The 24,567-nt window shown below is 68.5% G+C and carries 23 protein-coding genes; 12 read left to right on the forward strand and 11 right to left on the reverse strand.

All coding sequences use genetic code 11. The features are described 5' to 3' along the window. Nucleotides 1–22: 22 nt before the first annotated feature. The 11 genes from edd to AC0L6G_RS14985 all read right to left on the reverse strand — a co-directional run bounded on the left by edd (nucleotide 23) and on the right by AC0L6G_RS14985 (nucleotide 11,255). Nucleotides 23–1,924, reverse strand: a complete 1,902-nt coding sequence (edd, locus tag AC0L6G_RS14935) for a phosphogluconate dehydratase (RefSeq protein ID WP_293825222.1) — start codon at nucleotides 1,922–1,924, stop codon at nucleotides 23–25. Continuing rightward, the gene (gene pgl / locus AC0L6G_RS14940; protein WP_293825223.1) at nucleotides 1,924–2,640 is read right to left on the reverse strand and encodes a 6-phosphogluconolactonase; all 717 of its coding nucleotides are present in this window, start codon (nucleotides 2,638–2,640) and stop codon (nucleotides 1,924–1,926) included. Before pgl ends, edd begins: the two co-directional genes overlap by 1 nt. After that, complete coding sequence (zwf, locus tag AC0L6G_RS14945; RefSeq protein ID WP_293825224.1) at nucleotides 2,633–4,105, reverse strand: glucose-6-phosphate dehydrogenase; 1,473 nt, start codon at nucleotides 4,103–4,105, stop codon at nucleotides 2,633–2,635. The genes pgl and zwf overlap by 8 nt, the downstream gene beginning before the upstream one ends. Before the next feature lie 48 nt (nucleotides 4,106–4,153). Then, a complete protein-coding gene (gene hisIE / locus AC0L6G_RS14950) occupies nucleotides 4,154–4,777 on the reverse strand; it encodes a bifunctional phosphoribosyl-AMP cyclohydrolase/phosphoribosyl-ATP diphosphatase HisIE (RefSeq protein ID WP_293825226.1) in 624 nt (207 codons plus the stop codon). A gap of 140 nt (nucleotides 4,778–4,917) precedes the next feature. Continuing rightward, on the reverse strand, nucleotides 4,918–5,685 hold the full coding sequence (gene hisF / locus AC0L6G_RS14955) for an imidazole glycerol phosphate synthase subunit HisF (RefSeq protein ID WP_293825228.1): 768 nt from the start codon (nucleotides 5,683–5,685) through the stop codon (nucleotides 4,918–4,920). A gap of 31 nt (nucleotides 5,686–5,716) precedes the next feature. Beyond that, complete coding sequence (hisA, locus tag AC0L6G_RS14960; RefSeq protein WP_293825230.1) at nucleotides 5,717–6,454, reverse strand: 1-(5-phosphoribosyl)-5-[(5-phosphoribosylamino)methylideneamino]imidazole-4-carboxamide isomerase; 738 nt, start codon at nucleotides 6,452–6,454, stop codon at nucleotides 5,717–5,719. After that, on the reverse strand, nucleotides 6,448–7,050 hold the full coding sequence (gene hisH / locus AC0L6G_RS14965; RefSeq protein ID WP_293825232.1) for an imidazole glycerol phosphate synthase subunit HisH: 603 nt from the start codon (nucleotides 7,048–7,050) through the stop codon (nucleotides 6,448–6,450). Before hisH ends, hisA begins: the two co-directional genes overlap by 7 nt. 136 nt (nucleotides 7,051–7,186) lie before the next feature. Beyond that, a complete protein-coding gene (gene hisB / locus AC0L6G_RS14970) occupies nucleotides 7,187–8,611 on the reverse strand; it encodes an imidazoleglycerol-phosphate dehydratase HisB (protein WP_293825234.1) in 1,425 nt (474 codons plus the stop codon). A gap of 151 nt (nucleotides 8,612–8,762) precedes the next feature. Further along, nucleotides 8,763–10,079, reverse strand: a complete 1,317-nt coding sequence (gene hisD, locus AC0L6G_RS14975) for a histidinol dehydrogenase (RefSeq protein ID WP_293825235.1) — start codon at nucleotides 10,077–10,079, stop codon at nucleotides 8,763–8,765. Next, complete coding sequence (hisG, locus tag AC0L6G_RS14980; RefSeq protein WP_293825237.1) at nucleotides 10,079–10,960, reverse strand: ATP phosphoribosyltransferase; 882 nt, start codon at nucleotides 10,958–10,960, stop codon at nucleotides 10,079–10,081. Before hisG ends, hisD begins: the two co-directional genes overlap by 1 nt. A gap of 10 nt (nucleotides 10,961–10,970) precedes the next feature. Beyond that, the gene (locus tag AC0L6G_RS14985) at nucleotides 10,971–11,255 is read right to left on the reverse strand and encodes a YerC/YecD family TrpR-related protein (RefSeq protein WP_291538017.1); all 285 of its coding nucleotides are present in this window, start codon (nucleotides 11,253–11,255) and stop codon (nucleotides 10,971–10,973) included. A 157-nt stretch (nucleotides 11,256–11,412) separates the two neighbouring features. Here AC0L6G_RS14985 and AC0L6G_RS14990 point away from each other — a divergent pair, with 157 nt between their 5' ends. The 12 genes from AC0L6G_RS14990 (at nucleotide 11,413) to AC0L6G_RS15045 (ending at nucleotide 24,498) form a co-directional block, all read left to right on the forward strand. After that, nucleotides 11,413–12,618 carry an NAD(P)/FAD-dependent oxidoreductase gene (locus AC0L6G_RS14990; RefSeq protein ID WP_293825239.1) on the forward strand — a complete coding sequence of 402 codons (1,206 nt, stop codon included), beginning with the start codon at nucleotides 11,413–11,415 and terminating at the stop codon, nucleotides 12,616–12,618. A 100-nt stretch (nucleotides 12,619–12,718) separates the two neighbouring features. Beyond that, on the forward strand, nucleotides 12,719–14,140 hold the full coding sequence (locus AC0L6G_RS14995; RefSeq protein WP_293825241.1) for a circularly permuted type 2 ATP-grasp protein: 1,422 nt from the start codon (nucleotides 12,719–12,721) through the stop codon (nucleotides 14,138–14,140). Then, nucleotides 14,140–15,078 (forward strand): alpha-E domain-containing protein, encoded by a 939-nt coding sequence (locus AC0L6G_RS15000; protein ID WP_293825243.1) that lies wholly within the window; start codon nucleotides 14,140–14,142, stop codon nucleotides 15,076–15,078. The genes AC0L6G_RS14995 and AC0L6G_RS15000 overlap by 1 nt, the downstream gene beginning before the upstream one ends. A gap of 2 nt (nucleotides 15,079–15,080) precedes the next feature. Beyond that, nucleotides 15,081–15,923, forward strand: a complete 843-nt coding sequence (locus AC0L6G_RS15005; protein ID WP_293825245.1) for a transglutaminase family protein — start codon at nucleotides 15,081–15,083, stop codon at nucleotides 15,921–15,923. A gap of 61 nt (nucleotides 15,924–15,984) precedes the next feature. Further along, on the forward strand, nucleotides 15,985–16,764 hold the full coding sequence (locus AC0L6G_RS15010) for a proteasome-type protease (protein ID WP_291538009.1): 780 nt from the start codon (nucleotides 15,985–15,987) through the stop codon (nucleotides 16,762–16,764). A gap of 94 nt (nucleotides 16,765–16,858) precedes the next feature. Next, entirely contained in the window at nucleotides 16,859–19,156 is a 2,298-nt protein-coding gene (locus AC0L6G_RS15015; protein ID WP_473252548.1) for a TonB-dependent receptor, read from the forward strand. A gap of 91 nt (nucleotides 19,157–19,247) precedes the next feature. Next, nucleotides 19,248–19,934, forward strand: coding sequence for a Fe2+-dependent dioxygenase (locus tag AC0L6G_RS15020; RefSeq protein ID WP_293825248.1), 687 nt, complete (start codon nucleotides 19,248–19,250; stop codon nucleotides 19,932–19,934). Between the two features lie 64 nt (nucleotides 19,935–19,998). Then, nucleotides 19,999–20,676 (forward strand): PepSY-associated TM helix domain-containing protein, encoded by a 678-nt coding sequence (locus AC0L6G_RS15025; protein ID WP_293825250.1) that lies wholly within the window; start codon nucleotides 19,999–20,001, stop codon nucleotides 20,674–20,676. Between the two features lie 11 nt (nucleotides 20,677–20,687). Beyond that, complete coding sequence (locus AC0L6G_RS15030; protein ID WP_291540076.1) at nucleotides 20,688–21,200, forward strand: DUF2271 domain-containing protein; 513 nt, start codon at nucleotides 20,688–20,690, stop codon at nucleotides 21,198–21,200. Nucleotides 21,201–21,211: 11 nt separating this feature from the next. Next, nucleotides 21,212–22,012, forward strand: a complete 801-nt coding sequence (locus tag AC0L6G_RS15035) for a DUF4198 domain-containing protein (RefSeq protein WP_293825252.1) — start codon at nucleotides 21,212–21,214, stop codon at nucleotides 22,010–22,012. A gap of 9 nt (nucleotides 22,013–22,021) precedes the next feature. Continuing rightward, nucleotides 22,022–23,134 carry an FAD:protein FMN transferase gene (locus AC0L6G_RS15040; protein ID WP_473252549.1) on the forward strand — a complete coding sequence of 371 codons (1,113 nt, stop codon included), beginning with the start codon at nucleotides 22,022–22,024 and terminating at the stop codon, nucleotides 23,132–23,134. After that, nucleotides 23,131–24,498, forward strand: coding sequence for a sulfite reductase subunit alpha (locus AC0L6G_RS15045; protein ID WP_293825256.1), 1,368 nt, complete (start codon nucleotides 23,131–23,133; stop codon nucleotides 24,496–24,498). Before AC0L6G_RS15040 ends, AC0L6G_RS15045 begins: the two co-directional genes overlap by 4 nt. Nucleotides 24,499–24,567: the final 69 nt, after the last annotated feature.

The raw sequence follows: 24,567 nt of genomic DNA on the forward strand, positions 1-24,567 counted from the left end.
TTCCTGCGCTCGGTTCGGTGGATCAGGCGTCCACGGTCCGGTCGACGAAGTTGGGGTTGGGCGGGGTGTCGTCATGGCCGCGAGAGCCGGGCGGGACGGCGAAACAGACGGTCGCCCCCTGTTCGGCCGTCGTGACCACGTGGCGGAAGGCGCCGAACAGTTCGCGGCCATAGCCCCAGGACGAGCCTTCGGCGTTGACCTGGGACCGGGCGGCCAGGGGGCGGGCGGTCAGATCGGCGATCCCGACCGTGGTCAGGACCCCGGCCTCGGCGTCCAGGCGGATGATGTCGCCGTCCTGGACATGGGCCAGGGGGCCGCCGGCCAGGGCCTCGGGCGAGACGTGGATGGCGGCGGGGGTCTTGCCGCTGGCGCCCGACATGCGGCCGTCGGTGACGAAGGCGACCTTGAACCCCTTGTCCTGGATCACCGACAGGGCCGGCGACAGGCTGTGTAGTTCCGGCATGCCGTTGGCCTTGGGGCCCTGGAAGCGCAACACGACCACCACGTCGCGGAAGAGCTTGCCGTCCTTGAAGGCCTGGAGGGCGTCTTCCTGCGTCTCGAACACGGCGGCGGGGGCCTCGACGATGCGGTTCTCGGGCTTGACGGCCGAAATCTTGATGACCGCCCGGCCCAGATCGCCCTTGACCAGACGCAAGCCGCCCTCGCGGTCGAACGGGTCGGAGGCGGGGCGCAGGATGTCGCGGTCCAGGCTTTCGGTCACGCCGTCGCGCCAGACCAGTTCGCCGTCCACCATCGACGGCTCCTGGAAATAGGCTTCGATTCCCTTGCCCATGATGGTGGTCACGTCGGTGTGGATGTTGCCCGCCTGGGCCAGTTCGCGGGCGACGAAGGCGACGCCGCCGGCGGCCTGGAAGGCGTTCACGTCGGCCGACCCGTTCGGATAGACCCGCGCCAAAAGCGGCGTGACCGACGACAGTTCGTCCATGTCGGTCCAGTCGATCAGCACCCCCGCCGCCCGGGCCATGGCGACCAGGTGGATGGCGTGGTTGGTCGATCCGCCCGTGGCCAGAAGGGCCACGATCATGTTGACGATGGACTTTTCGCTGATGACGTCGGCCATGCGGCATTCGCCGCTGCGGGCCAGTTCGACCGCCCGTTTCGCCGCCGCCGCCGTCAGGGCGTCGCGCAGGCCGGTGTCGGGGTGGACGAAGGCGGTCGAGGGCATGTGCAGGCCGCCCAGCTCCATCATCATCTGGTTGGAGTTGGCGGTGCCGTAGAAGGTGCAGGTGCCGGGCGAGTGATAGCTGCCGATCTCGCTTTCCAGCAGGGTCTGGCGATCCACCTTGTTCTGGGCGTATTCGGCGCGGACGCGGGCTTTTTCCGCGTTCGGAATGCCCGACGGCATAGGGCCTGCGGGTGCGAAGACGACCGGCAGGTGGCCGAAGGCCAGGGCGCCCATGAACAGGCCCGGCACGATCTTGTCGCAGACGCCCAGCATCAGTCCGGCGTCGAAGGCGTCGTGGGTCAGGGCCACGCCGGTCGACATGGCGATGACGTCGCGGCTGAACAGCGACAGTTCCATGCCCGGACGGCCTTGCGTCACGCCATCGCACATGGCCGGGGTTCCGCCGGCGACCTGGGCCGTGGCGCCGACCTCGCGCACGGCGGCGCGCACGACATCGGGGAAACGCTCGAACGGCTGATGGGCCGACAGCATGTCGTTATAGGCGGTGACAATGCCCAGATTGGGCCTGGACCCGTCCATGGCCGTCAGCTTGTCGGCGATGGTCTGGCCGGCGAAGGCGTGGGCCCAGTTGGCGCAGGACAGTTTGGCGCGCCCGGCGCCGCTGTCGCGCGCGGCGTCCATGCGGCGGATGTAGTCGGCGCGCGTTTCGCGGCTTTTCTCGACGATGCGGGCGGTGACGGCGGCGACCGTGGGATGCACTTCGCTTCGGGGGGCCATCAGCCTTCCTCCGTCCACAGAACTTCAAGGGGGACATCGGCCGCGACCAGGGCGGCGATGGGCTGGATCTTCGGGTCGCCGGCGGCCTGTTCCTCGAACACCCGGCGCTTGGTCTGGCCCTTCAGGCCCAGGATCACGCGCCCCGCCGACATCAGATAGGGCAGGTTGATCGACAGCCGCTCCAGGCTGGGCGCCATGCCGTCGCGGCCGCGGGGCACGCCCAGGACGGTCGGTTTCAGCGTGGGCGTCAGAAGCGTCTTCAGCGTCGGGCTTTCCGGGAACATGGAGCAGATATGGCCATCCTCTCCCATGCCGAGAAGGACCGCATCGAACCGTCCGCCCGCATCGGCCAGGGCGTGGGCCGCAACGATGGCGGCCCGGTCCACCGTCACCTCGGGCGAATAGAGGGGGATGAAGCGGGCGACCGCCGCCCTGTCCTGCAACAGCACGTCGCGGATCAGCCGGGCGTTGGATTCGGGCGAGGTCTCGGGGACGTAGCGTTCGTCCACCAGGGTCACGGCGACCTTCGACCAGTCCAGATCGGTCGCGGCCAGACGGCGATAGACCGGGGCCGGGGTCGACCCGCCCGGCCCGGCGAACAGGGCGGCGCCCCTGTCGCGGACGGCGGCGCCCAGGGTCTGGGCCAGACGCCCCGCGATGGCCTCGGCCCAGGCGTCGACGGAGGGAAAGGCTTCGATGGGGCCGAACTCAGACATCGGTCGTGTTCCAGTCGCGGCCCGTCCGCATCATCAGCGTGTCGGCGCTGTCGGGACCCCAGGTTCCGGCGACATATGGAGCGGGCTTCAGGCCGGATTCGGCCCAGGCGTCGGACACCTCGTCGACCCATTTCCAGGCCTGTTCCGCCTCGTCGCGGCGGACGAACAGGGTCGAATCGCCCGCCATCGCGTCCAGCAGCAGGCGCTCGTAGGCGATGCGGCGGCGCGGCGGGGCCTCGCCCTCGCCGTCCCCCGAATTGGGCACCCCCCACGACAGGCTCATCTTGATCGGCTGCAGCTGCATGCGTTGATCGAGACCCGGCCGCTTGTTCATCACGGTCAGGGAGATGTCTTCCTCGGGCTGCAGTTCGATGACCATCCGGTTGGCTTGGACCTCGCCCCGATCGTCTTGGCCGAAGATGGAGTGGGGCACCGGCTTGAACTGGATGACGATCTCGGTGCGCTTCTCCGGCAGACGCTTGCCGGTCCGCATGAAGAAGGGCACGCCGGCCCAGCGCCAGTTGTCGATGTCGGCGCGAATGGCGACGAAGGTCTCGGTGTCGGAATCGGCCCCGCGTTCCTCGTCATACCCTTTGGCCGGCTCGCCCTCGCTGACGCCGGCCACATACTGGCCGCGCACGGTGACGCGCTCGGCCTCGTCGGAGGTGATGGGGCGCAAGGAGCGCAGCACCTTGACCTTTTCGTTGCGCACCGAATCCGGGTCCAGGTCGCTGGGCGGCTCCATCGCCACCAGGCACAACAGCTGCAGCATATGGTTCTGCACCATGTCGCGAAGGGCGCCGTATTCGTCGTAATAGGGCCAGCGGTCGCCGACCCCCACGGTCTCCCCGATGGTGATCTGGACGTGGTCGATGGACAAGTTGTTCCACAGCGGCTCGAAAATGGTGTTGCCGAAGCGCAGGGCGATCAGGTTCTGCACCGTCTCCTTGCCTAGGTAGTGGTCGATGCGGAACACCTGGTTCTCGTCGAAGGCGTGGCCGACGGCGTCGTCGATTTCCAGGAAGGACGCCAGGTCGCGCCCGACCGGCTTTTCCAGGACGATGCGGCAGTTCCTGTCGGCCAGGCCGGCCGCCTCCATCGCCGTGACGATGCGGGCGTAGAGCGACGGCGACACGGCCAGGAAGGATGTGACCTCGCCGTCTCCGACCTTGGCCTTCAGCGGTTTCAGGCTGTCGGCCGAGGTCGCGTCGACCGCCAGATAGTCCAGCCGCGCCTTCATCCGGGACCAGCTGTCCTCGTCCCATGCCTGGTCGGCCTCGGCGCGCGGCTTCACCGCCTCGTGGACCTTGGCGACATATTCTTCGGCGGTTTCCTCGGAACGGGCGACGCCGATGATCTTCAGTCCCTCGGGCAGCAGGCCGTCGCGTTCGAGAAAATACAACGACGGCAGCAGCATCCGCATCGCCAGATCGCCGCCGCCGCCGAACAGAATGAGAGCCGCCATCGAAATTCCCTCGACTGTCCCATTTTTCGGGACGCACGCCTTTACGGCCTAGCTGCTGGCTTTGCCCGCTTCCGCACGCGAGGCCAACACATCCAACACGTCCTGAAACACCATGTTACGGGCATGGAGAAGCACGAGCAGGTGATAGAGCAAATCCGCAGCCTCGCTGGCGAGTTCCTCATCGGGCCCCGCGACGCCGGCCAGGGCGGTCTCGACCCCCTCTTCGCCGACCTTCTGGGCGATGCGTTTGGGGCCTTGGGCGATCAGCTTGGCGGTCCAGCTTTCGGACGGATCGGCGGCGGCGCGCTCGGCGATGGTCTGTTCCAGCCGGGCGATGCGGCCCAGGCCCGGCGCGTCGGCGTCGCCGAAGCAACTGGTCCGGTCAAGGTGGCAGGCGTTTCCGACCGGACGCACGCCCAGCACCAGGGCGTCGCTGTCGCAGTCGGGCGTGATGGAGACGACGTGCAAACGGTCGCCCGAGGTCTCGCCCTTCCTCCAGCGCCCGCCGCGCGACCGCGAGAAGAAGGTCGCCTCGCCGGACTGGATGGTCTCGTCCAGCGCCGCCCGGTCCATATAGGCCAGGGTCAGGACCTGAAGCGTGGCGGCGTCCTGCACCACCACGGGAACCAGGCCGTCGCCTTTTGCGAAGTCGATGGTGTCGGGGTCGATCATTCTATTCACCGCTCATCCCCGCGAAAGCGGGGACCCAGTCCTTTTGTCTGACGTTGGATAAAAGGCTGCGAAAGGTCGGCGACGATGATCGCCCAAAGCGCTGGGTCCCCGCTTTCGCGGGGATGAGCGGAGATTTGACATCATATCCTCATCTCCAACCCCTGATCCGCCAAATAGGTCTTGAGGTCGGGAATGGCGATTGCGCCGGTGTGGAAGACGCTGGCGGCCAGGGCGCCGGACACGTCGGCCTGTTCGAACACGTCCCTGAAATGCTCGGGCGCGCCGGCGCCGCCCGAGGCGATCAGCGGGATGGTCAGGCGCGCGCGGGCGGCGGACAGTTGTTCGATGTCATAGCCGCGCCGAACGCCGTCCTGATCGATGCAGTTCAGCACGATCTCGCCGGCGCCCAAGCCTTGCGCCTCATCCAGCCAGTCCAGGGTGCGCTTGCCGGCGCGGCGGCGCGCGTCGGGATCGCCGGTGTATTTGTGAACCACCCAATCGCCGTCCTCGAACCGGCTGTCGACGCCGACGACCACGCACTGGCCGCCCAGACGTTCGGCCATTTCCGCGATCAGTTCGGGCCGCTCCAGGGCGGGAGAGTTGATCGACACCTTGTCCGCGCCGTGGTCCAGGCAGCGGGCGGCCTGATCCACGCTGCGGATGCCGCCCGCGACGCAGAAGGGGATGTCCAGCAGACGGGCGATGTCCCTGATCCATCCATAATCCAGCGTCCGCCCCTCCGGGCTGGCCGTGATGTCGTAGAAGACCAGTTCGTCGGCGCCCGCATCGCGATAGCGGGCGGCCAGTTCGGCGGCGTCGCCCATGTCCGCATGGCCGACGAACTTCACGCCCTTGACCACCCGGCCGTCCTTGACGTCCAGGCAGGGGACGATACGGCGCGCGGTCACTTGACCGCCCTTTTGTCTGAAGACTGCACGGTCACGACCGTCTGGCCGTGGCTATGGCTTCGGGCAGGGTGAAGCGGTTTTCATAGAGGGCGCGGCCGACGATGGCGCCGTTACAGCCCAGAGCCTTGATTGCGGCGATGTCGTCCAGGGACGAGACCCCGCCCGAGGCCTGAAGCACCAGGTCGGGGCGGCGCTGACGAATCTCGGCCAGCAGGTCCAGGTTCGGCCCGGTCAGGGCCCCGTCGCGGCCGACGTCCGTGACCAGCAGATGTTTGGCCGTTCCCTTGGGATAGCGGTCCAGCGCCTGCCACAGGGTGACGCCGGACGACTGGGTCCAGCCCTTCAGCGCGGGCACGGGAACGCCGTCCTCGATCTTGACGTCCAGGGCCAGGGTGATGCGTTCGATCCCGAACCCCTTCAGCCAGGCGGCGACGTCGTTGGGCTGGGTCACGGCCAGGGAGCCGACCACGACGCGCGAGACGCCGGAGTCCAACAGCTTGGCCACGTCGTTGGCGCCGCGCACCCCGCCGCCCGACTGGACCTTGACGTCGATGGCCTGGATCAGTTCGCCGATCAGGACGTGCTGCGCCGCCTCGCCCGCCTCGGCCCCGTCCAGATCGACGATGTGGATCCACGCGGCCCCCTCGGCGGCGAAGGCGGTCAGGCGCGCGGCCGGATCCTCGTCATAGCGCGTCACCTGGTCGAAATCGCCGTGCATCAGCCGCACGCAGACGCCGTCCTTCAGGTCGATGGCGGGATAGATCAGCATGACAGGCCCAGGAAATTCTCGAGAATGGTCGCCCCGGCCTCGGCCGAGCGTTCGGGGTGGAACTGGCAGCCCCAGCGGTTGGCGGATCGCACCACGGCCGGGACGACGCCGCCATAGTCGGCGCGCGCCAGGGTGGCGGGTCCGTCGGGGCAGACGAAACCGTGGACGAAATAGGCGTAGGCGCCGTCGGCGATTCCCTCCAGCAGCGGGTCGTCGCGGTCGGCGGTCAGACGGCTCCAGCCCATGTGCGGCACAGGCAGACCGCCCGCCGGTTCGAGGCGGGTCACGGCCCCGGGAATGAGGTCCAGCAGATCGACGCCCTCGCCCTCGTCGCTGGTTCCGAACAACAGCTGCTGGCCCAGGCAGACGCCCAGCAGGGGGCGGGGGAAGGCGCGGATCGGCTCGACCAATCCCAGGTCGGACAGGCGACGCATGGCGTAGCCGGCCGCCCCGACGCCGGGCAGGATGACCCGTTCGGCCTCGGCGATCACGACGGGATCGTCGGTCAGGCGCACGGTCGCGCCCAGCCGCTCCAGCGCGAACTGGACCGAGGCGACGTTGCCCGCGCCATAGGCGATGACGGCGACCTCGGTCATTCGGCGCGGGCCTGGGTGAAGAGTGCGAGTGAGCCAAGGGGTGAGCGAGGTCGTGCAGGCGTTGACTCTTTTGCGCTCACCTCTTGCTCACTAGCATTCTTCACGGAATCACCCGCGACGTCGAAAACCGCCCTCATCACAGCACCCCCTTGGTGCTGGGCACCGCGTCGCCCTCGACGCGGATCGCCTGGCGCAGGGCGCGGCCGAAGGCCTTGTAGACGGCTTCGGTCTTGTGGTGGTCGTCCTGGCCCGTGACCGTGATGTGGACGGCCGCGCCCATGGCCTCGGCGAGCGAACGGAAGACATGGGCGGTCAGGTCGGTGCGGTAGTCGCCGATGAAGGGGGTCTCGAACGTGCCCTCGAACACCGGATAGGGCCGGCCGGACAGATCGATGGAGACCGCAGCCCTGGCCTCGTCCATCGGCAGGACGAAGCCGTAGCGGGCGATGCCCTTCCTTTCGCCCAGCGCCTGTTTCAGCGCCTGGCCGAGCGCGATGGCGCTGTCCTCGATGGTGTGGTGCGGATCGGTGTGCAGGTCGCCCTCGCATTGCAGCCGCAGGGAAAAGCCGCCGTGGGCCGCGATCTGCTCCAGCATATGGTCGAAGAAGCCGACGCCGGTTTCGATCTTCACGGGGCCGGGGGCGTCCAGGTCGACGGCGCAGACGATGCGGGTCTCTTTGGTGTCGCGCACGGCCTGGCCAATGCGGGGCGGACGGCGCTTGGCCGGCGTCAGGCCGAAGGCGGCCAACAGCCTGTCGTTGACCTCGGGCTTGATCGAGACGGGCAGGCGCAGGCGGTCGCCCGACAGGTCGGCCTCGACGCCATAGGCCGTCAGCGCGGCGAGGGCGGCGGCGGGGTCTTCCGGCCGCGTCATGACGATGGGGCCGACGCCCGGCTCGACCGGCATCTGGCGGACCAGTTCCCGAACGATCCGCTCGCGCTCGCGCCGAACCGAGGCGATCCGTTCGGCGGTCTCGATCATCCGCGACGGGTCCAGCGCCTGCTGCGCCAGCCGCACCAGGGGCTCGGGCAGAGCATAGGGCTCCACGACTGAAGCCAGCCGGGCCAGGGTCTGGGGTTGCGCGATGGCCGCCCCGACCCGTGCGCCGGCCAGACCATAGGCCAGCGACAGGCTGCGCAGCACGACCAGGTTCGGCTGGTCGGGGACGACCGTAACGGCCGAGATGCTGTCGGAGAATTCGATCAGCCCCTCGTCCACCACCAGCAGGGCGGGGGCGACGCGGGCGGCCATTTCGGCGACGGCCTCGGGCGAGCCGAGGGCGCGGACGACGACGGCGGCGGGTTCGCCCTTGGCCGAATAGATGGCGGCGAGACTGTCATAGGGCTCGGCCTTCGGCGCCTCGACCGAGCCGCCGTCCCGGGCGGCCAGGCGCCAGGCCAGCTCCAGCCCATGGGTCAGGCCGCGCACCGGCAGCACCTGGTCGGCGGGCGCGCCGTAGATCGCGGCCATGCGGGCGGCCAGCGCCTTCGGATCGGACGGATAGCGGTCCAGGCCTTCGCCGCCGGAGACCAGCGGGGGATAGGGGGCGGGCAGGGTCATCGGACGGCTTCGTATGGGAGGGCCGGGGCGAGGTTTGTCTGGGTGAAGAGTGCTAGCGAGCAAGAGGTGAGCTTCAGAACGGCGAAGGGCGCGCGATTCCGCTCACCTCTTTGCTCACCAGCACTCTTCACTGAATCCGTGCCGCCGACCGTCATTCGGCCCTCAGATCGGCGGCGCGGGCGTGGGCCTCCAGGCCCTCCATCCGGGCCAGGCGGGCGGCGATGGGGGCCAGGGCGCGGGCGCCGGCTGCATCGACCAGCTGGACGGACATCGAGGTCATGAAGCTGGCGGTGGCGACGCCGCCCAGCGTCCGGGCGCCGCCATCGGTGGGTAGGACGTGGCTGGGGCCGGCGGCGTAGTCGCCCAGGGTCTCGGCGGCGAACCGGCCGACGAAGACGGCGCCGGCGGCCTTGATGGAGGGGATCAGGGCCTCGGGATCGTCCACCTGAAGCGCCAGGTGTTCGGGGCCGTACAGGTTGATCGCCTCGCAGGCGGCGTCCAGGTCGCGCACCAGGATGGCGCGGGCTTCGTTCAGCGAGGCGCGGGCGATGGCCTGGCGCGGCAGGGTCGCGACCTGAACCTCAACCTCGGTCAGGATGTAGTCGATGGTGGCGCGGCTGGTGGAGACCAGGATGACTTGGGCGTCCGCATCGTGCTCGGCCTGGCTGAGCAGGTCGGCGGCGGCGATCTCGGGGGCGGCGTCGCGGTCGACCACGACCATCAGTTCGGACGGGCCGGCGGGCATGTCGACGGCGGGGCCGCCGGGAAGAGCGGACGCCTGCTTCTTGGCCTCGGCCACATAGGCGTTGCCGGGACCGAACAGCTTGTCGCAGGCGGGGATGATCCCGTCCTCAAGCTCGACGCCGAAGGTCAGGGCGGCGATGGCCTGGGCGCCGCCCATCAGCCAGATATCATCCAGGCCCGCCTCGGCGGCGGCCAGGATCATGGCGGGGTGGACGCCTCCCTGCTTGTCCGGCGGGGTGACGGCGACGCGCCGGCCCACGCCCGCGACCCCGGCCGGAATGGCCAGCATCAGCAGGGAGGAAAACAGCGGCGCGGTGCCGCCGGGGATGTAGAGGCCGGCCGAGGCGATGGGACGCCAGGCCAGTTTCGAGCGCACGCCGAGAGTGGTCTCGATAAAGGGCGTGTCCTCGGGCCGGGTCGCCTGGTGGAAGACGCGGATGTTGTCAGCGGCCATCCGCAGCGCGCGGACGTCGCCGGGGGGCAGGGCGTTGCGGGCCTGGGCCGCCGCCTGTTCGGTGATGGCGATGCGGCGGGGGGGCGCCTTGTCCAGCTTCAGGCACCACTCCGTGACCGCCGCGCCGCCGCGCTGGCGCACGTCGTCCAGGATGGCGCGGACCACCTCGGTCACGTCCCCGGCGGTGCGTTGGGCCGGGCGGGCCAGTGCGGCCTTTTTCCCGGCGGCGTCGAGGGACGACCAGTCGATGCGTTTGAAGGCGGCGGTCATCACATCATCTTCTCGATGGGCAGGACCAGGATGGCCGAGGCGCCGGCGGCCTTCAGCTTCTCCAGCGTCTCCCAGAAGACGGCCTCTTGGCACACCGCGTGGACGGCGACCGCGTCGTCGCGGCCCGACAGGGGCATGACGGTGGGCGAGCCGGCGCCGGGCAGGATGGCGGTGATCTGGTCCAGAGCCGCGCGCGGGGCGTTCAGCATCACATATTTTGCGCCCTGCGAGGACACCACCCCGGCCATCCGTTCGATGACGCTGTCCAGCAGATGTTGCAGGCCGGGCTCCGGCGCGACCGGCGACTGGATCAGGACAGCCTGGCTTTCCAGCACCGTCTCCTTTGCGCCCAGGCCGTTGGCCTCCAGCGTCGCGCCGGTCGAGACCAGGTCGCAGATGGCGGCGGCCAGTTTCAGCCGGGGCGCGACCTCGACGGCGCCGCGCATGACGACGATCTCGGCCCTGACCCCGCGCTCGTCCAGGAAGCGGCGCAGGATCTTCGGATAGGAGGTGGCGATGCGCAGGCCCTCCAGCGAGGCCGGGCCGTCATAGGCCAGGGTCGGGGGCGTGGCGATCTTCAGGGTGCAGCGGCCGAAGCCCAGCGGCATGACGATGGCGGCGTTGGGCCCGCCGTTGCGGCCTTCCTCCAGCACGTTCTCGCCGACGATCCCCAGGTCGCAGACGCCGTCCGCCACGAAGGTCGGGATGTCGTCGTCGCGGACGCGCAGCAGGTCGATCGGATAGTTCTCGACCCGATACAGCAGATCGTTGTGGCCCTTGACCCATTTCAGGCCCGCGTCGCGGATCAGGTCGAGGCTGCGGTCGGCCAGACGGCCGGATTTCTGGACGGCGATGCGAAGCCGGCCCTGGACGGTGCTCATGGGGGAACTCTCAGGCGTTCAGCCGGTCCAGGGCGATGCGGTATCCCTGGTGCGGCATGTCTTTCAGATAACGGGCGACGCGGACGACGGTGGTGGGGCTGGCGTGGGCCTCGGCCGCGATCTCGCGATAGGACTTGCCGCCGGCGTCCAGCAGCCGCGCCACCTGCCACCGCTCGGCGAAGGCGCGCAGTTCCGCCGGGGTGCAGAGGTCGGCCAGGAAGGCGTCGATCTCCTCGCGCGTCCGCAAAGAGAGCAGGGCGTCATAGAGGGCGTCGAGGGCGGGCGGGGTCGTCATGCACGTTCCATTATGCTGTAACGGTGGAACGGTCAAGGGGTAGGGCGTGGTGACAAGTGCTAGTGAGCAAGGGGTGAGCTTGATCCTGTCTGGCTCACCCTTCGGCTCACTTCTACGCTCACTTTTCACTCGCTGCTCGCCGCTCTACATCACCCCCATGACCAAGGTTCTCATCATCGGCGCCGGGCACGCCGGCGGCTCCGTCGCGGCGTTTCTGCGTCAGTACGGGCACGACGGCCCCATAGTGCTGGCGGGCCAGGAGGATGCGCCCCCTTATCAGCGCCCGCCCCTGTCCAAGGCCTGGCTGAAGGGCGAGGCCGATCTGGAGGCCCTGCTGCTGCGGCCGCTCAGCTTCTACGCCGAGCAGAACATCGACTTCCGGCCCTCGACGGTCGCCGTGTCCGTGGACCCGGAGGCCAAGACGGTCGCCTTCCACGACGGCTCGTCCGAGACCTATGATCTGCTGGTCCTGGCGACCGGATCGACGGCGCGGAAGCTGCCGGTTCCGGGCGGAGATCATCCCGATCTGCTGGAACTGCGCACGCTGAGGGACGCCGAGCGGCTGAAGGCCGTGCTGGGGCCGGGCAAACGGTTGGCGGTGGTCGGCGGCGGCTATGTCGGGCTGGAGGCCGCGGCCTCGGCCCGGGCGCTGGGCGCCGAGGCGGTGGTGATCGAACGGGCGCCGCGCGTGCTGGCGCGGGTGGCGTCGGAGACGCTGTCCGCCTTCTTCACGCAACAACATCGGGCGCGCGGGGTCGAAATCCTGACCGGGGCCGAAGTGACGGCGGTGGCGCGGGACGGCGTGACCCTGGCGGACGGATCGGTGGTGCGGGCGGACGCGATCCTGGTCGGGGTCGGGGCCCTGGCCTGCGACGGCCTGGCCCGTTCGGCGGGTCTACTGTGCGACGACGGGGTGGTGGTGGACGACCAGGCGCGCACCAGCGATCCGGCCGTCTTCGCCGTCGGCGACATGACGCGGCGCCCGATTCCGGTCCACGGCGGCCGGCGTCACAGACTGGAGAGCGTGCCCAACGCCCTGGAACAGGCCAAACAGGCGGCGGCGGCCATCGTCGGCCGGCCGGGACCTGCGGCCGAGGTTCCGTGGTTCTGGTCCGACCAATACGAATACAAGCTCCAGATCGCCGGCCTGCCGTTCGACGCCGACCGTCAGGTGGTGCGCGGCGATCCGGGCGCGGGCGGCTTTGCGGTGTTCCATCTGGCCGGCGACCGCGTGGTCTGCGTCGAGGCCGTCAACGCTCCGCCCGAGTTCATGGCCGGCAAGCAGCTGATCGCCAAGGCGACGCCGGTGAACGTCGAAAAACTGGGCGATCCGGCGATTTCGATGAAGGCGGTCGCGGCTTGAAAAACGCCCCCGCGTAGAAAAGCCACGCTGCGACGCAACAAATCTGTTGCACAGTCGCTTTCGCCGGGATCAAGCTGCGATCTCAACGCGGCGGGGGCGGATGACGAGAGCTTTCGACGAAATGAGCGGTGGCGGTTCGGGTGCGATCCGCGACAGCTACAAGACCTTGGCGGCCTGGCTGGAGAACGCGCCGGCCGACCTGCTGCAGGCGCGTTCGCGACAGGCGGAACTGTTCTTCCGCCGGATGGGCGTCACCTTCGCCGTCTATGGCGACGAGGAATCCAACGAGCGGCTGATCCCCTTTGACGTCGTGCCGCGCATCATCGGGGCCGATGAATGGAGCGGGCTGGAGCGCGGGCTGAAGCAGCGCGTCACCGCCATCAACGCCTTCTTGAAGGACATCTACGGTCCGCAGGAATGCATCCGCGCCGGCATCGTGCCCGCAGATCTGGTCCTGACCAATCCGCACTATCGGCCGGAAATGCAGGGCCGCCGTCCGCCGGGCGACGTCTGGTGCCACATCTCGGGCGTCGATCTGGTCCGCACGGGCGAGGACGGCTTCTATGTGCTGGAAGACAACGTCCGCACCCCATCCGGCGTCTCCTACATGCTGGAGAACCGCGAGATGATGATGCGGCTGTTCCCCGACCTGTTCGCGGAACATGCGGTGCGGCCGGTCGAAATCTACACCGACATGCTGCTGCGTTCGCTCCAGGCCTCGGCGCCGGCGGGCGCGGGGGCCGATCCGACCATCGTCGTGCTGACGCCGGGGCCGTTCAACTCGGCCTATTACGAACACAGCTTCCTGGCCGACAAGCTGGGGGTGGAGCTGGTCGAGGGCGGCGATCTGTTCGTCAACGACGACACGGTCTTCATGCGCACGACCGAGGGGCCCAAGCGCGTGGATGTCATCTATCGCCGCATCGACGACGACTTCATCGACCCCCTGACCTTCATGCCGGACTCGGCGGTGGGGGTGCCGGGGCTGATGTCGGCCTATTTCGCCGGCCGCGTCACCCTGGCCAACGCGGTCGGGACGGGCGTGGCCGACGACAAGGCCGTCTATACCTACATGCCCGAGATCATCCGATTCTTCACCGGCGAGGACGCCATTCTGAAGAACGTCCCGACCTGGCGCTGTCGCGAGCCGGAGGCGCTCAAGGCGGTGCTGGACCGGCTGCCGGAGCTGGTGGTCAAGGAGGTCGGGGGATCGGGCGGATACGGGATGCTGGTCGGGCCGACGTCGACCCGGGCCGAGATCGAGGCCTTCCGCGCCAAGCTGATCGCCGCCCCGGACGACTTCATCGCCCAGCCGACGCTGAGCCTGTCGACGGCGCCGACGCTGAACGGTCCGGGCCTGTCGCCGCGCCACGTGGACCTTCGGCCCTTTGTCCTGTCCAGCCCCGCGGGCGTGCGGGTCGCGCCGGGCGGGCTGACGCGGGTGGCGTTGAAGGAGGGCTCGCTGGTGGTCAACTCCAGCCAGGGCGGCGGAACCAAGGACACCTGGGTGCTGGACAACTGATGCTCTCCCGGACCGCAGACAGCCTTTACTGGACCGGCCGCTACATGGAGCGGGCCGACTTTCTCGCGCGGATTCTGGAGGCGGCCATTCGCCTGGCCGCCCTGCCGGCCAAGGATCAGGCGGCCGTGACCGCCTGGGCCGGGGCCATCGCCTCTTCGGGGGTCAAGGGCGCCTTCGACGCCTCGGGCCGCACCCCGTCGGAAAAATCGGTGCGCGAATATCTGGCTTTCGGCAACGACAACTCCACCTCGATCAAGGCCTGCATCACCAAGGCGCGGACCAACGCCCGTTCGGTCCGCACCGCCCTGACCATCGAACTGTGGGAGGCGATCAACGGCGCCTGGAACGGGCTGAACGAACTGGGCGAACCATCCAGGCGGGATGACTTCACCAACTTCCTCGACTTCGTGAAATCGACCTCCCTGGCGGTCGAGGGCGCCTCGTCGCGGACCATGTTGCGTAACGACGCCTACTGGTTCCTGCGGTTGGGGATGGCGATCGAGCGGGCCGACAACACCGCCCGCCTGCTGGACGTCAAATACCACCTGCTGCTGCCGCCTGGCGAACGGGTGGGCGGGCAACTGGACTATTTCCAGTGGACGACGCTGCTGCGCGAGGTCTCGGCCCTGACCGCCTATCGCTGGGTCTATCGCGAGAGCGTGCGGCCCTGGCTGGTGGCGGACCTCTTGGTGCTGAACCGCCAGATGCCGCGCTCCCTGGCCTCGTGCCAGGGCATGATCGTCTCCTATCTGGAGAAGCTGGCGGCCGACTATGGCCGGCGCGGTCCGGCCCAGCGGCTGGCGTCCAACCGCCTGACCCAGTTCAACGAGGCCAAGATCGAGGATATCTTCCAGTCCGGCCTGCACGAATACATCCAGGGCTTCCTGACCGAGAACAACGCCCTGGCCGGCGCCATCCACGAACAGTATCTGGTCTGACCATGCGGATCAGGATCGACCACTCCACCCGCTACACCTACGCCCGCGCGGCCCGGTTCATCGTCCAGACCCTGCGCCTGACGCCGCGCTCGTGCGAGGGGCAGCAGGTGCGCGACTGGCGCATCGAGACGGATGTGGACGCGCGGCTGCGGCGCAGCGACGACGCCTTCGGCAATATCGTCCATAGCCTCTATACCGAACGGCCGACCGACGCCCTGACCATCCGCGTCACCGGGGAGGTCTCCACCATCGACACCGGCGGCGTGGTGCGCGGCCTGTCCGAGCGGCTGTCGCCCCTGGTCTTTCTGCGCGAGACGCCCCTGACGCGGGCGGACGCCGCCATCGTCGATTTCGCCAGGACCGTGCCCGACGGGGCGACGCTGGCGCGCCTGCACGCCCTGATGGGCGCCCTTCATCAGGACGTGGCCTTCGAGGTCGGGGCGACCTCCGCGACCCACACGGCGGCCGAGGCCTTCGGCCAGAAACGCGGCGTCTGCCAGGACCACGCCCAGATCTTCATCGCCGCCGCCCGGGTGCTGGGCGTTCCGGCGCGCTACGTCTCGGGCCACCTCAGCCGCCAGGACGGGCAGCACGACCAGGACGCCGCCCACGCCTGGGCCGAGGCCTGGGTCCAGGATCTGGGATGGGTCGGCTTCGATCCCGCCAACGGCGTCTGCCCGACCGAACACTATGTCCGCGTCGCCGTGGGCCTGGATGCGCTGGGGGCCACGCCCATTCGGGGAACCAGTTATGGCGGCGGCCAGGAACGGCTGACGGTCGCCCTCCATGTGCGGCCTGTGCAACAGAACCAGCAACAACTGCAGTCGGGCGGATGGCCCCGATAGGCATGACGCGCGAATCTGTTAGCGTCGTGCGGTTCGCAACGCGGGGAGCGGATAGAGCGACGTGACCTATTGCGTGGGCATGCTGGTGGACGAGGGGTTGGCGATGATCGCCGACACGCGCACCAATGCGGGCGTGGACAACATCTCGTCCTATCGCAAGCTGCATATCGTCAAACGGACCGGCGAGCGGGTGCTGGCGGTGGCGACGGCGGGCAATCTGTCGGTCACGCAGACGGCGCTGGCGACGGTGGCGGCCGGGGTCCGCCTGCCGGATTCCGAAACGCCCGAGACGCTGGAGAGCGCGCCGACCCTGTTCCGCGCCGCCCAGATCCTGGGCCACGCCATGGCCATGGTGCGCGCCACCATAAACACCCCGGCCTCGCCGACCGCCGACGCGCTGAACGTCAACGCCTCCATGCTGCTGGGCGGCCAGATCGCGGGCGGCAAGATGGGCCTCTACCTGATCTACGGCCAGGGCAACTTCATCGAATGCGGGTCCGACACCCCCTATCTGCAGATCGGCGAGCTGAAATACGGCAAGCCGATCCTGGACCGGGCCCTGCACAGTTCGACGCCCCTGTCCGAGGCGGTGAAGCTGGGGCTGATCTCGTTCGATTCCACCATCCGGTCCAACATCGCCGTGGGGCCGCCGCTGGACCTGATCGTCATGCCGCGCGACCGTCTGACCGGCATGGAGCGGCGCATCGACGCCGACGATCCCTATTTCCGGGACCTGGGCCGTCGCTGGTCCGAGGCCCTGGCCGCCGCGCACCGCGCCATGCCCGACCCGACCTGGCTGGATCTGGACGAGGCGCCGAGGACGATGACGGCGGTGGGCTGACGAGCTGCGATTTATTCGCAATTTCGCTTGTGCGACATATTGAAGCTGGTTATTGCGACCGCATCGCAAAATCAGACCAAAAGGTCGCAAAATCATGTCCGACTCTCGCGCCGCTTCTCTTCGTGCGCTTCTGTTCGCCTCCAGCGCCGCCGGCATGCTGGTCGCCGTCCCCGCCTTTGCAGCAGATGTGGCCGAGGACGGCGTGATCGCCGCCGCCGATCAGCAGCAGCCCGCCAACCTGGGCACCATCGACGTCAATGGCCATATTCGCAAACGCGAACCGGAATCGTCCAAATACGTCGCCCCGCTGCTCGATACGCCGCGTAACGTCACCGTCATTCCTCAACAGGTGATCGAACAGATCGGCGCGACGTCGCTTCAGGATTTGTTGCGTACGTCGCCTGGCATCACCTTCGGGGCCGGTGAAGGTGGCCAGCCGCTGGCCGACCGTCCCTTCATCCGCGGTCAGTCCTCCGGCAACAATATCTTCGTGGACGGCGTGCGCGACACGGGCGGCCAGCAGCGGGAAGTCTTCAACCTGGAGCAGGTCGAAGTCGTGAAGGGGCCTGACTCTGCCTATTCCGGCCGTGGCTCAGGCGGCGGTTCGATCAACCTATCGTCCAAGACGCCCAAGCTGGTCGATTTCACCAATCTCTCTCTGGGCGGGGGTACGGATAGCTACTGGCGCGGCACAATCGACCAGAACTGGCGCATCAGCGACAATGCGGCCTTCCGCATCAACGTCCTGTCCGCCTCGGGTGACGTCGCCCGTCGCAACGCCGTCGATTACGACAAGCTTGGCGTCGCCGCTTCGTTCGGCGTCGGCATCGACACCGACAATACCGCGATCCTAAGCTTCAACTACCTCGATAGCGACCAGATGCCCGACTACGGCATTCCGCTCTATACGAAGCGGGGCGGCGCAACGGCGCCGCGCGAGAACGCCGAAGGCATTCTTAATGTGCCCTACGACACCTTCTACGGGCTGACGTCGCGGGATTATCTGAACAATACGGTCAAGAGCGCCACCTTAAGGCTGGAGCATCGGTTCTCCCCAAACCTGACGATCCGCAACGTGACACGCTATGCTGAAACCTTGAACGACTATGTCGTGACCAACCCCGGCGACGGTGGCAATGCCGTGCTGGTCGACGGCGCATGGTGGATGAAACGCGGCCTGAAGTCGCGCTGGAACCCTGTCGACACCACCGCCAACGTCACCGAGCTGTTCGGTACGTTCAATACGGGCGGCATCAAACATAGCTTCGATCTCGGCGCCGAATTCACTCACGAGATCAACCGGAACGCCTCTTGGACAGTGACCACCCTGTCCGGGTCGGCCTGCCCTGCGCCGTTGCGCACGGGCACGCCCTATGACTGCACGCTGCTTTATTCACCCAATCCTGGCGATCCCTGGATCGGGACGAAAACACTGGGCGCCGTGACCAAAAACTCCACCAAGACCAAGGCGGCCTTCGCTTTCGACTCCATCGAGTTGACCGACAAATGGTTGCTGAATTTGGGGGTTCGCTGGGACGAGTATGCTGTGAACGGCGTCAGCGCCACGGGCACCTCAGTTCCCGAGACGTCTTGGGACTTCGCTAACTATCAGGCGGGCCTGGTGTATAAGCCCACCCCGAACACCAGCGTCTATGCCTCCTGGTCCACGTCTTCGACTCCGCCCACCATCAGCGGCGGCGACCAGAACAATAGCGGAGGGCAGGGGACGGGCAACCTCGCCACCGAACTGCTGGATCCCGAAGAGACCACCAGCTACGAGATCGGCGCCAAGGCCAGCCTGTTCCGTGATCAACTGCAGCTGAGCGCCGCAGCTTTCACCCTGAAGCGTGAGAACGCCCAGATTCTGGTCGAAGACGGCGTTTACGCCCAAGCGGGCGAGGTCGAAGTAAAGGGGCTCGAACTTGGCGTCTCGGGCAATATCACGCCTCGCTGGCAGGTATTCGGCGGCTATACCTTCCAGGATTCCGAATTGGTACGCGGCGCCGTGACGGTCCAGGCTGGCCCTCCGCGTGTCGTCGTTCCGAATCCTTATGTAGGCCTCGAACTGGCCAATACGCCCAAGCATAATGTCAGTCTGTTCTCGACCTACAAGGTCACTTCGCGTCTGACGGCCGGAGGTGGCGTCTATTATGTTTCTCGCTCCAACGGGGGGAACCAGGGCGGCGCCGGCGGCGGTTCTAACGGCATCTACGCACCGGCCTATACGCGGCTTGACGTCTTCGCCTCTTATGACCTGACAGATCGCGCCACACTGCAGTTGAACGTGCAGAACGCGGCGGACGAGGAATACATCATCCGCACCAACGGCGTTCACCACGCCGATCCGGCGCCGGGTCGTTCGGCCACCCTTGCCCTGAACCTGCGTTTCTGAACCTGCGCTTCTAAAGACCGCCTCCCCCGGTCTATCCTGGCGGCCCCGTCCTTCCGGCGGGGCCGTCTTCCTTTCGAGAGCGAGACCGCCCGTGCTGCTCCAGATTCCCGAAGTCTTCTCCAAGGCCGAAGTGAAGGCCCTGCGCGAACGGCTGGACGCCGGCCCCTGGGCGGACGGCAACATGACCTCGGGCCACCAGTCCGCGACGGCCAAGCGCAACCGGCAACTGCCCGAGGATTCCGATGTGGCCAAGGAGGTTTCGGCCCTGATCGTCCAGGCGCTGAACGCCAATCCGATGTTCGTCGCCGCCGCCCTGCCGCACACGATCTTTCCCCCCCTGTTCAATCGCTACGAGGGGGGCGGCGAGTTCGGCCTGCATGTCGACAACGCCATCCGTCAGGCGCGGGGCGGCGGGACGATGCGCATCCGCAGCGACCTGTCGGCCACCCTGTTCCTGTCCGAGCCCGAGGATTACGACGGCGGCGAACTGATCATCGAGGAGATGTACGGCGCCCAGTCGGTCAAGTTGCCGGCCGGCGACCTGGTCCTCTATCCCTCCAAGAGCCTGCATCGGGTTCTGCCGGTCACGCGCGGCGCGCGGGTCTCGTCCTTCATGTGGATGCAGAGCCTGATCCGCGACGACGGCGACCGCGAAATGCTGTTCCGGCTGGACGTCGCCACCCAGCGTGTCGGCCTGGAGAAAGGCCCCACGGATCAGGCGGTGATCGAACTGACGGGCGTCTATCACAACCTGCTGCGCCGCTGGGCCGAGGTCTGACGCCCGTGTCGCAGGTCATGCGAACGCTATTGCAACCCGTTCGCAACAGTGGCACAGCGACCGCGTGACCGAACTCGCCGCACAGCGTCAGTCAGAACCGGAAGCCAAGGGGGCCAGGCCCAAGGCCGCGCTGAACGGCGCGCGGTCGTTCTGGCTGAAGCAACTGCACAGCTGGCACTGGATTTCGGCGGCGGTCAGCCTGACGGGCATGATCCTGTTCTCCGTCACCGGGATCACCCTGAACCACGCCGCCTCCATCCCCGGCGATCCGGTGACGGTCGAACAGACGGCCGCCCTGCCGGCCCCGCTGTTGCAACGCCTGGCGACCTTTCCCGAAGAGACGACCCAGCCCGTGCCCGACGCCGTGGCCCGCTGGGCCGCCGAGGCGCTGAAGGTCGAGATCGCCGGCAAGCCCACCGAAACCACGCCCGAAGAAGTCTATGTCGCCCTGGCCACGCCCGGCGGCGACGGATGGGTGACGATCGACCGTTCAACGGGCGAGACGCTGCACGAGAAGACCACCCGTGGCTGGATCGCCTACCTCAACGACCTGCACAAGGGCCGCAACGCCGGGACCGTCTGGTTCTGGTTCATCGACGTCTTCGCCGTCGCCTGCGTCGTCTTCGCCGTCACGGGCCTGGGCTTGATGTTCCTGCACGCCAAGGGGCGGCCCTCGACCTGGCCGCTGGCGGCCCTTGGCCTGCTCGTTCCCGTCGTCATCGCCCTGATCTTCATTCACTGACGAGTATTCCGATGCGTCTTCTCCCCGTCGTCATCACCACGGTCGGTCTCGCTGCGGCGGCCGCCCCCGCCATGGCCGCCGACCTGACGGTCTCGGTCGAGATTCCCCGCCTGAACACCGCCTCCTACCACCGGCCCTATGTGGCGGTGTGGATCGAAAAGCCGGACCAGACCGCCGAGCGCACCCTGGCCGTCTGGTATCAGCAGACCCGCAACAACGAGGGCGACGGCAAGGACTGGCTCAAGGACCTGCGCACCTGGTGGCGCAAGGGCGGCCGAGCCATGGCCCTGCCGGCCGACGGCGTCTCGGGCGCCACCCGCGCGCCGGGCCGTCAGACGATCGCCGTGCCGGGCGCGCGCCTGCGCAACCTGCAACCCGGCCAATACAACATCGTCGTCGAGGCGGCCCGCGAACTGGGCGGCCGCGAGGTCGTGCGCGTGCCCTTCCGCTGGGGCGCGGCCAACGCCGGGGCCGGAACCGGCTCCACCGAACTGGGCGCCGTGCGCGTCGCCGTCTCTCGCTAAGGATACAGACGATGAAGAAAACGATCGCTCTCCTCACCCTGGCCGCCGCCCTGGCGGCGCCGATGGCCGCCCAGGCGCACCGCGCCTGGCTGGCGCCGACGGCCACCACCCTGTCGGGCGCGGACGCTTGGGTCGGTTTCGACGCCGGCATGTCGAACCAGGTGTTCAATCCCGACCACGCCGCCATGCGCCTGAACGGCCTGACCATCACCGCGCCGGACGGCTCGGCGGTCCAGCCCGAACACGCCATGCAGGGTCAGTACCGTTCCACCTTCGACGTTCATCTGACGCAGAACGGCACCTACAAGATCGCCAACGTCATGGGCGGCGTCGTGGCCGGCTACAAGCTGAACGGCGAGCAGAAGCGTTGGCGCGGGACGGTGGCCGAATACCCCGCCGCCTTGCCGCAAGGCGCGACCGACATCCAGGCCACCCGCACCGCCAGCCGGATCGAGACCTTCGTCACCCTGAACAACCCCACCGACACCGTGTTCAAGACGACCGGCGAGGGGCTGGAGCTGGTTCCCGTCACCCACCCCAACGACCTGGTGGCGGGCGAGGCGGCGACCTTCAAACTGCTGAACAACGGCCAGCCCGCCTCGGGCCTGGACGTCACCGTGGCCCGCGGCGGCATCCGCTATCGCGACAATCCCGAGGAATCGACCGTGACCACCGGCGCCGACGGGGCCTTCACCGTCACCTGGCCGGAAGCCGGCATGTACTGGCTGAACGCCTCGGTCCGAACCGAGGGGCAGGGCGCTGCGCTGGGATCGAACACCAGCTATGTGGCGGTCGTGGAAGTCCTGCCCTAAGCGAGCGGGATGTCCGACACGCCTTTCTCGCCGCGCGGCTCCCGCGCCGCGCCGCCCGCCGTCAGTCTCGGCGATTCCGGTCCGCTGGCGGATCGGGCCGACAACCGCGTCCTCGTGCCCCGCATCGAGGGCGCGCCGCCTCGTCCGCCCAGCGACGTGATCCTTTCGCTGGGCGGCCAGACCATGGGCACGACCTGGAGCGCGCGCGTCATCGCCCCGCCCGGGGTCGGCGAGGCCGCCGTCCGCGTCGCCATCGAGGAAGAACTGGCGGCCGTCGTTTCGCTGTTCAGTCCGTGGGAGCCGTCCAGCGAGATCAGCCGGTTCAACGCGGCCCCGGCCGGCTTCTGGGCGGTGTCCCAGCCCTTCTGGGACCTGCTGGACGCGGCCATGACCCTGGGCGACGAGACCAATGGCGCGGTCGATCCGACCCTGGGCGCCCTGGTCGATCTGTGGGGATTCGGTCCGCCGGGACCGCGCCCGGCCCTGCTGCCCCTACCGTCCGAAGACGAGATCGCCGCCGCGATGGCGGTCAGCGGCTGGCGGAAGCTGCGGCTCAATCGCGACGCGCGCGGCGTGATGCAGATGGGCGGGATGAAGCTGGACTTTTCCGGCATCGCCAAGGGCCATGCGGCGGACCGGGTGTCCGACCGCCTGATGGCCATGGGCGCGACCTCTCACCTGATCGAGATCGGCGGCGAACTGAAGGGCCGCGGCGTCAAGCCCGACGCCCAGCCCTGGTGGGTCGAGATCGAGCGGGTAGAGGGCGACCCGGCCCCCCGCACCGTGGCGGCCCTGTTCGACCTGGCCGTGGCCACAAGCGGCGACTATCGGCGCGCCTTCGTCCATGACGGACGCCTCTATCCGCACACGCTGGACGGTGCGACCGGCCGACCGGCGGCCAACAACCTGGCCTCGGTCACGGTGCTGCACGCCTCGGCCATGATGGCGGACGCCTACGCCACGGCCCTGACCGTCATGGGGCCGTTCGAGGGGCCGGACTACGCCGAGGCCCTGGGCCTGGCCGCGCATTTCGTCGAGCGCACCGAACGCGGCCCGGTCGAGCGGATGTCGCCCGCCTTCGCCGCCCTGATGGACGATCCCGAACAGGACCGGCCGGGGTGACAGCCGACCCGCAGCGCTGGCTGTGGGCGGCGGGGGCGTTCGGCCTCTGGCTGGCCCTGATCGCCTTCACCGTCTGGCGCAAACGCCGCGCCGCCGCCCGGACGCGCGCGCGTTCCGATGCCCTGGCGGGAACGGGCGAGGGGCGGCCCGTCCTGGTCGCCTTCGCCAGCCAGACCGGGCTGGCCGAGGAACTGGCCTGGATGACGGCGCGCGGATTGGGCGACGCCGGGGTGGGCGCGCGGGTGCTGTCCTTCGCCGACCTGGACCTGGATGCGCTGAAGTCCGCCGAGCGGGTGCTGCTGATCGCCTCGACGACAGGGGAGGGCGATCCACCCGACAACGCCGCCCGTTTCGTCGGAAAGATCATGAGCCGGAACCCCGATCTGGGCGGTCTGCGCTTCGGCCTACTGGCCTTGGGCGACCGCACCTACGACCAGTTCTGCGGCTTCGGCCATGCGGTGGACGGCTGGTTGCGGCGCGCGGGCGCCCAGGCCCTGTTCGACACGGTCGAGGTCGACGACGGCGACACCGGCGCCATCCGCCACTGGCAGCACCAGCTAAACCAGATCACCGGCCGCACCGCCGCGCCCGACTGGACGCCCCCCGCCTACCACCCGTGGCGGTTGGTGGAGCGGACCTTGGCCAATCCGGGCGGTCCCGGCGGCGAGGCCTGGCATTTGGCGTTCGAGGCGGTCGGGGCGACGCCCGACTGGGCGGCCGGGGACATCGCCGAGATCGGCCTGCCCGAACGCGACGGCGTGGTTCCGGGCGCGCGCGAATATTCCATCGCCTCCCTGCCGTCCGACGGGCGGGCCGAGTTCCTGGTCCGCCTGATGCGCCGCCCCGACGGCTCGCCCGGCCTGGCCTCGGGCTGGCTGACGCAGGATCTGGCGATCGGCGACGAGATCGGGATGCGGCTGCGCGCCAACCGCAGTTTCCACGGCCCGGCCGATGCGACGCCGATGATCCTGATCGGCAACGGCACGGGGATCGCGGGCCTGAGGGCGCACCTGAAGGCGCGCACGGTGGCGGGCGGCGGGGCCTGGCTGTTGTTCGGAGAGCGGACGCAGGCGCACGACGCCTTCTTCGACGCCGAACTTCAGGCCTGGCTGGCGTCGGGGGTGCTGAGCCGGCTGGATCGCGCCTTCTCACGCGATCCGGGCGACGGGCGGTATGTGCAGGACCTGACCGCGCAGGCCGCCAATGATCTGCGCGACTGGGTGGCGCGCGGGGCCGTCATCTATGTGTGCGGCAGCCTGGAAGGCATGGCGTCGGGCGTCCATGCCGCGCTGGAAGAGGCGTTGGGCGCGGACGTCCTGCTGGAGATGCTCGAAGACGGCCGCTATCGCCGCGACGTCTACTGAAGTCTCATCAGCGTCATCCTCGGCCTTGCGCCTAGGATCCATACGCTCCGTCGAAGACATCGAGTCGCC

It is taken from the genome of Brevundimonas sp. D3-1P (assembly GCF_055809335.1).

What these genes read in the sequence shown, in the direction of transcription:
- AC0L6G_RS15015 (WP_473252548.1), top strand. Translation starts at nt 16,859, where the DNA reads ATGTCCGACTCTCGCGCCGCTTCTCTTCGTGCGCTTCTGTTCGCCTCC.
- AC0L6G_RS15000 (WP_293825243.1), top strand. Translation starts at nt 14,140, where the DNA reads ATGCTCTCCCGGACCGCAGACAGCCTTTACTGGACCGGCCGCTACATG.
- zwf (WP_293825224.1), bottom strand. Translation starts at nt 4,105, where the DNA reads ATGGCGGCTCTCATTCTGTTCGGCGGCGGCGGCGATCTGGCGATGCGG.
- edd (WP_293825222.1), bottom strand. Translation starts at nt 1,924, where the DNA reads ATGGCCCCCCGAAGCGAAGTGCATCCCACGGTCGCCGCCGTCACCGCC.
- AC0L6G_RS15040 (WP_473252549.1), top strand. Translation starts at nt 22,022, where the DNA reads ATGTCCGACACGCCTTTCTCGCCGCGCGGCTCCCGCGCCGCGCCGCCC.
- AC0L6G_RS14995 (WP_293825241.1), top strand. Translation starts at nt 12,719, where the DNA reads ATGACGAGAGCTTTCGACGAAATGAGCGGTGGCGGTTCGGGTGCGATC.
- hisB (WP_293825234.1), bottom strand. Translation starts at nt 8,611, where the DNA reads ATGACCCTGCCCGCCCCCTATCCCCCGCTGGTCTCCGGCGGCGAAGGC.
- AC0L6G_RS14985 (WP_291538017.1), bottom strand. Translation starts at nt 11,255, where the DNA reads ATGACGACCCCGCCCGCCCTCGACGCCCTCTATGACGCCCTGCTCTCT.
- AC0L6G_RS15030 (WP_291540076.1), top strand. Translation starts at nt 20,688, where the DNA reads ATGCGTCTTCTCCCCGTCGTCATCACCACGGTCGGTCTCGCTGCGGCG.
- hisH (WP_293825232.1), bottom strand. Translation starts at nt 7,050, where the DNA reads ATGACCGAGGTCGCCGTCATCGCCTATGGCGCGGGCAACGTCGCCTCG.
- hisD (WP_293825235.1), bottom strand. Translation starts at nt 10,079, where the DNA reads ATGACCGCCGCCTTCAAACGCATCGACTGGTCGTCCCTCGACGCCGCC.
- AC0L6G_RS15035 (WP_293825252.1), top strand. Translation starts at nt 21,212, where the DNA reads ATGAAGAAAACGATCGCTCTCCTCACCCTGGCCGCCGCCCTGGCGGCG.
- AC0L6G_RS14990 (WP_293825239.1), top strand. Translation starts at nt 11,413, where the DNA reads ATGACCAAGGTTCTCATCATCGGCGCCGGGCACGCCGGCGGCTCCGTC.
- hisIE (WP_293825226.1), bottom strand. Translation starts at nt 4,777, where the DNA reads ATGATCGACCCCGACACCATCGACTTCGCAAAAGGCGACGGCCTGGTT.
- hisG (WP_293825237.1), bottom strand. Translation starts at nt 10,960, where the DNA reads ATGAGCACCGTCCAGGGCCGGCTTCGCATCGCCGTCCAGAAATCCGGC.
- AC0L6G_RS15005 (WP_293825245.1), top strand. Translation starts at nt 15,081, where the DNA reads ATGCGGATCAGGATCGACCACTCCACCCGCTACACCTACGCCCGCGCG.
- hisA (WP_293825230.1), bottom strand. Translation starts at nt 6,454, where the DNA reads ATGCTGATCTATCCCGCCATCGACCTGAAGGACGGCGTCTGCGTGCGG.
- pgl (WP_293825223.1), bottom strand. Translation starts at nt 2,640, where the DNA reads ATGTCTGAGTTCGGCCCCATCGAAGCCTTTCCCTCCGTCGACGCCTGG.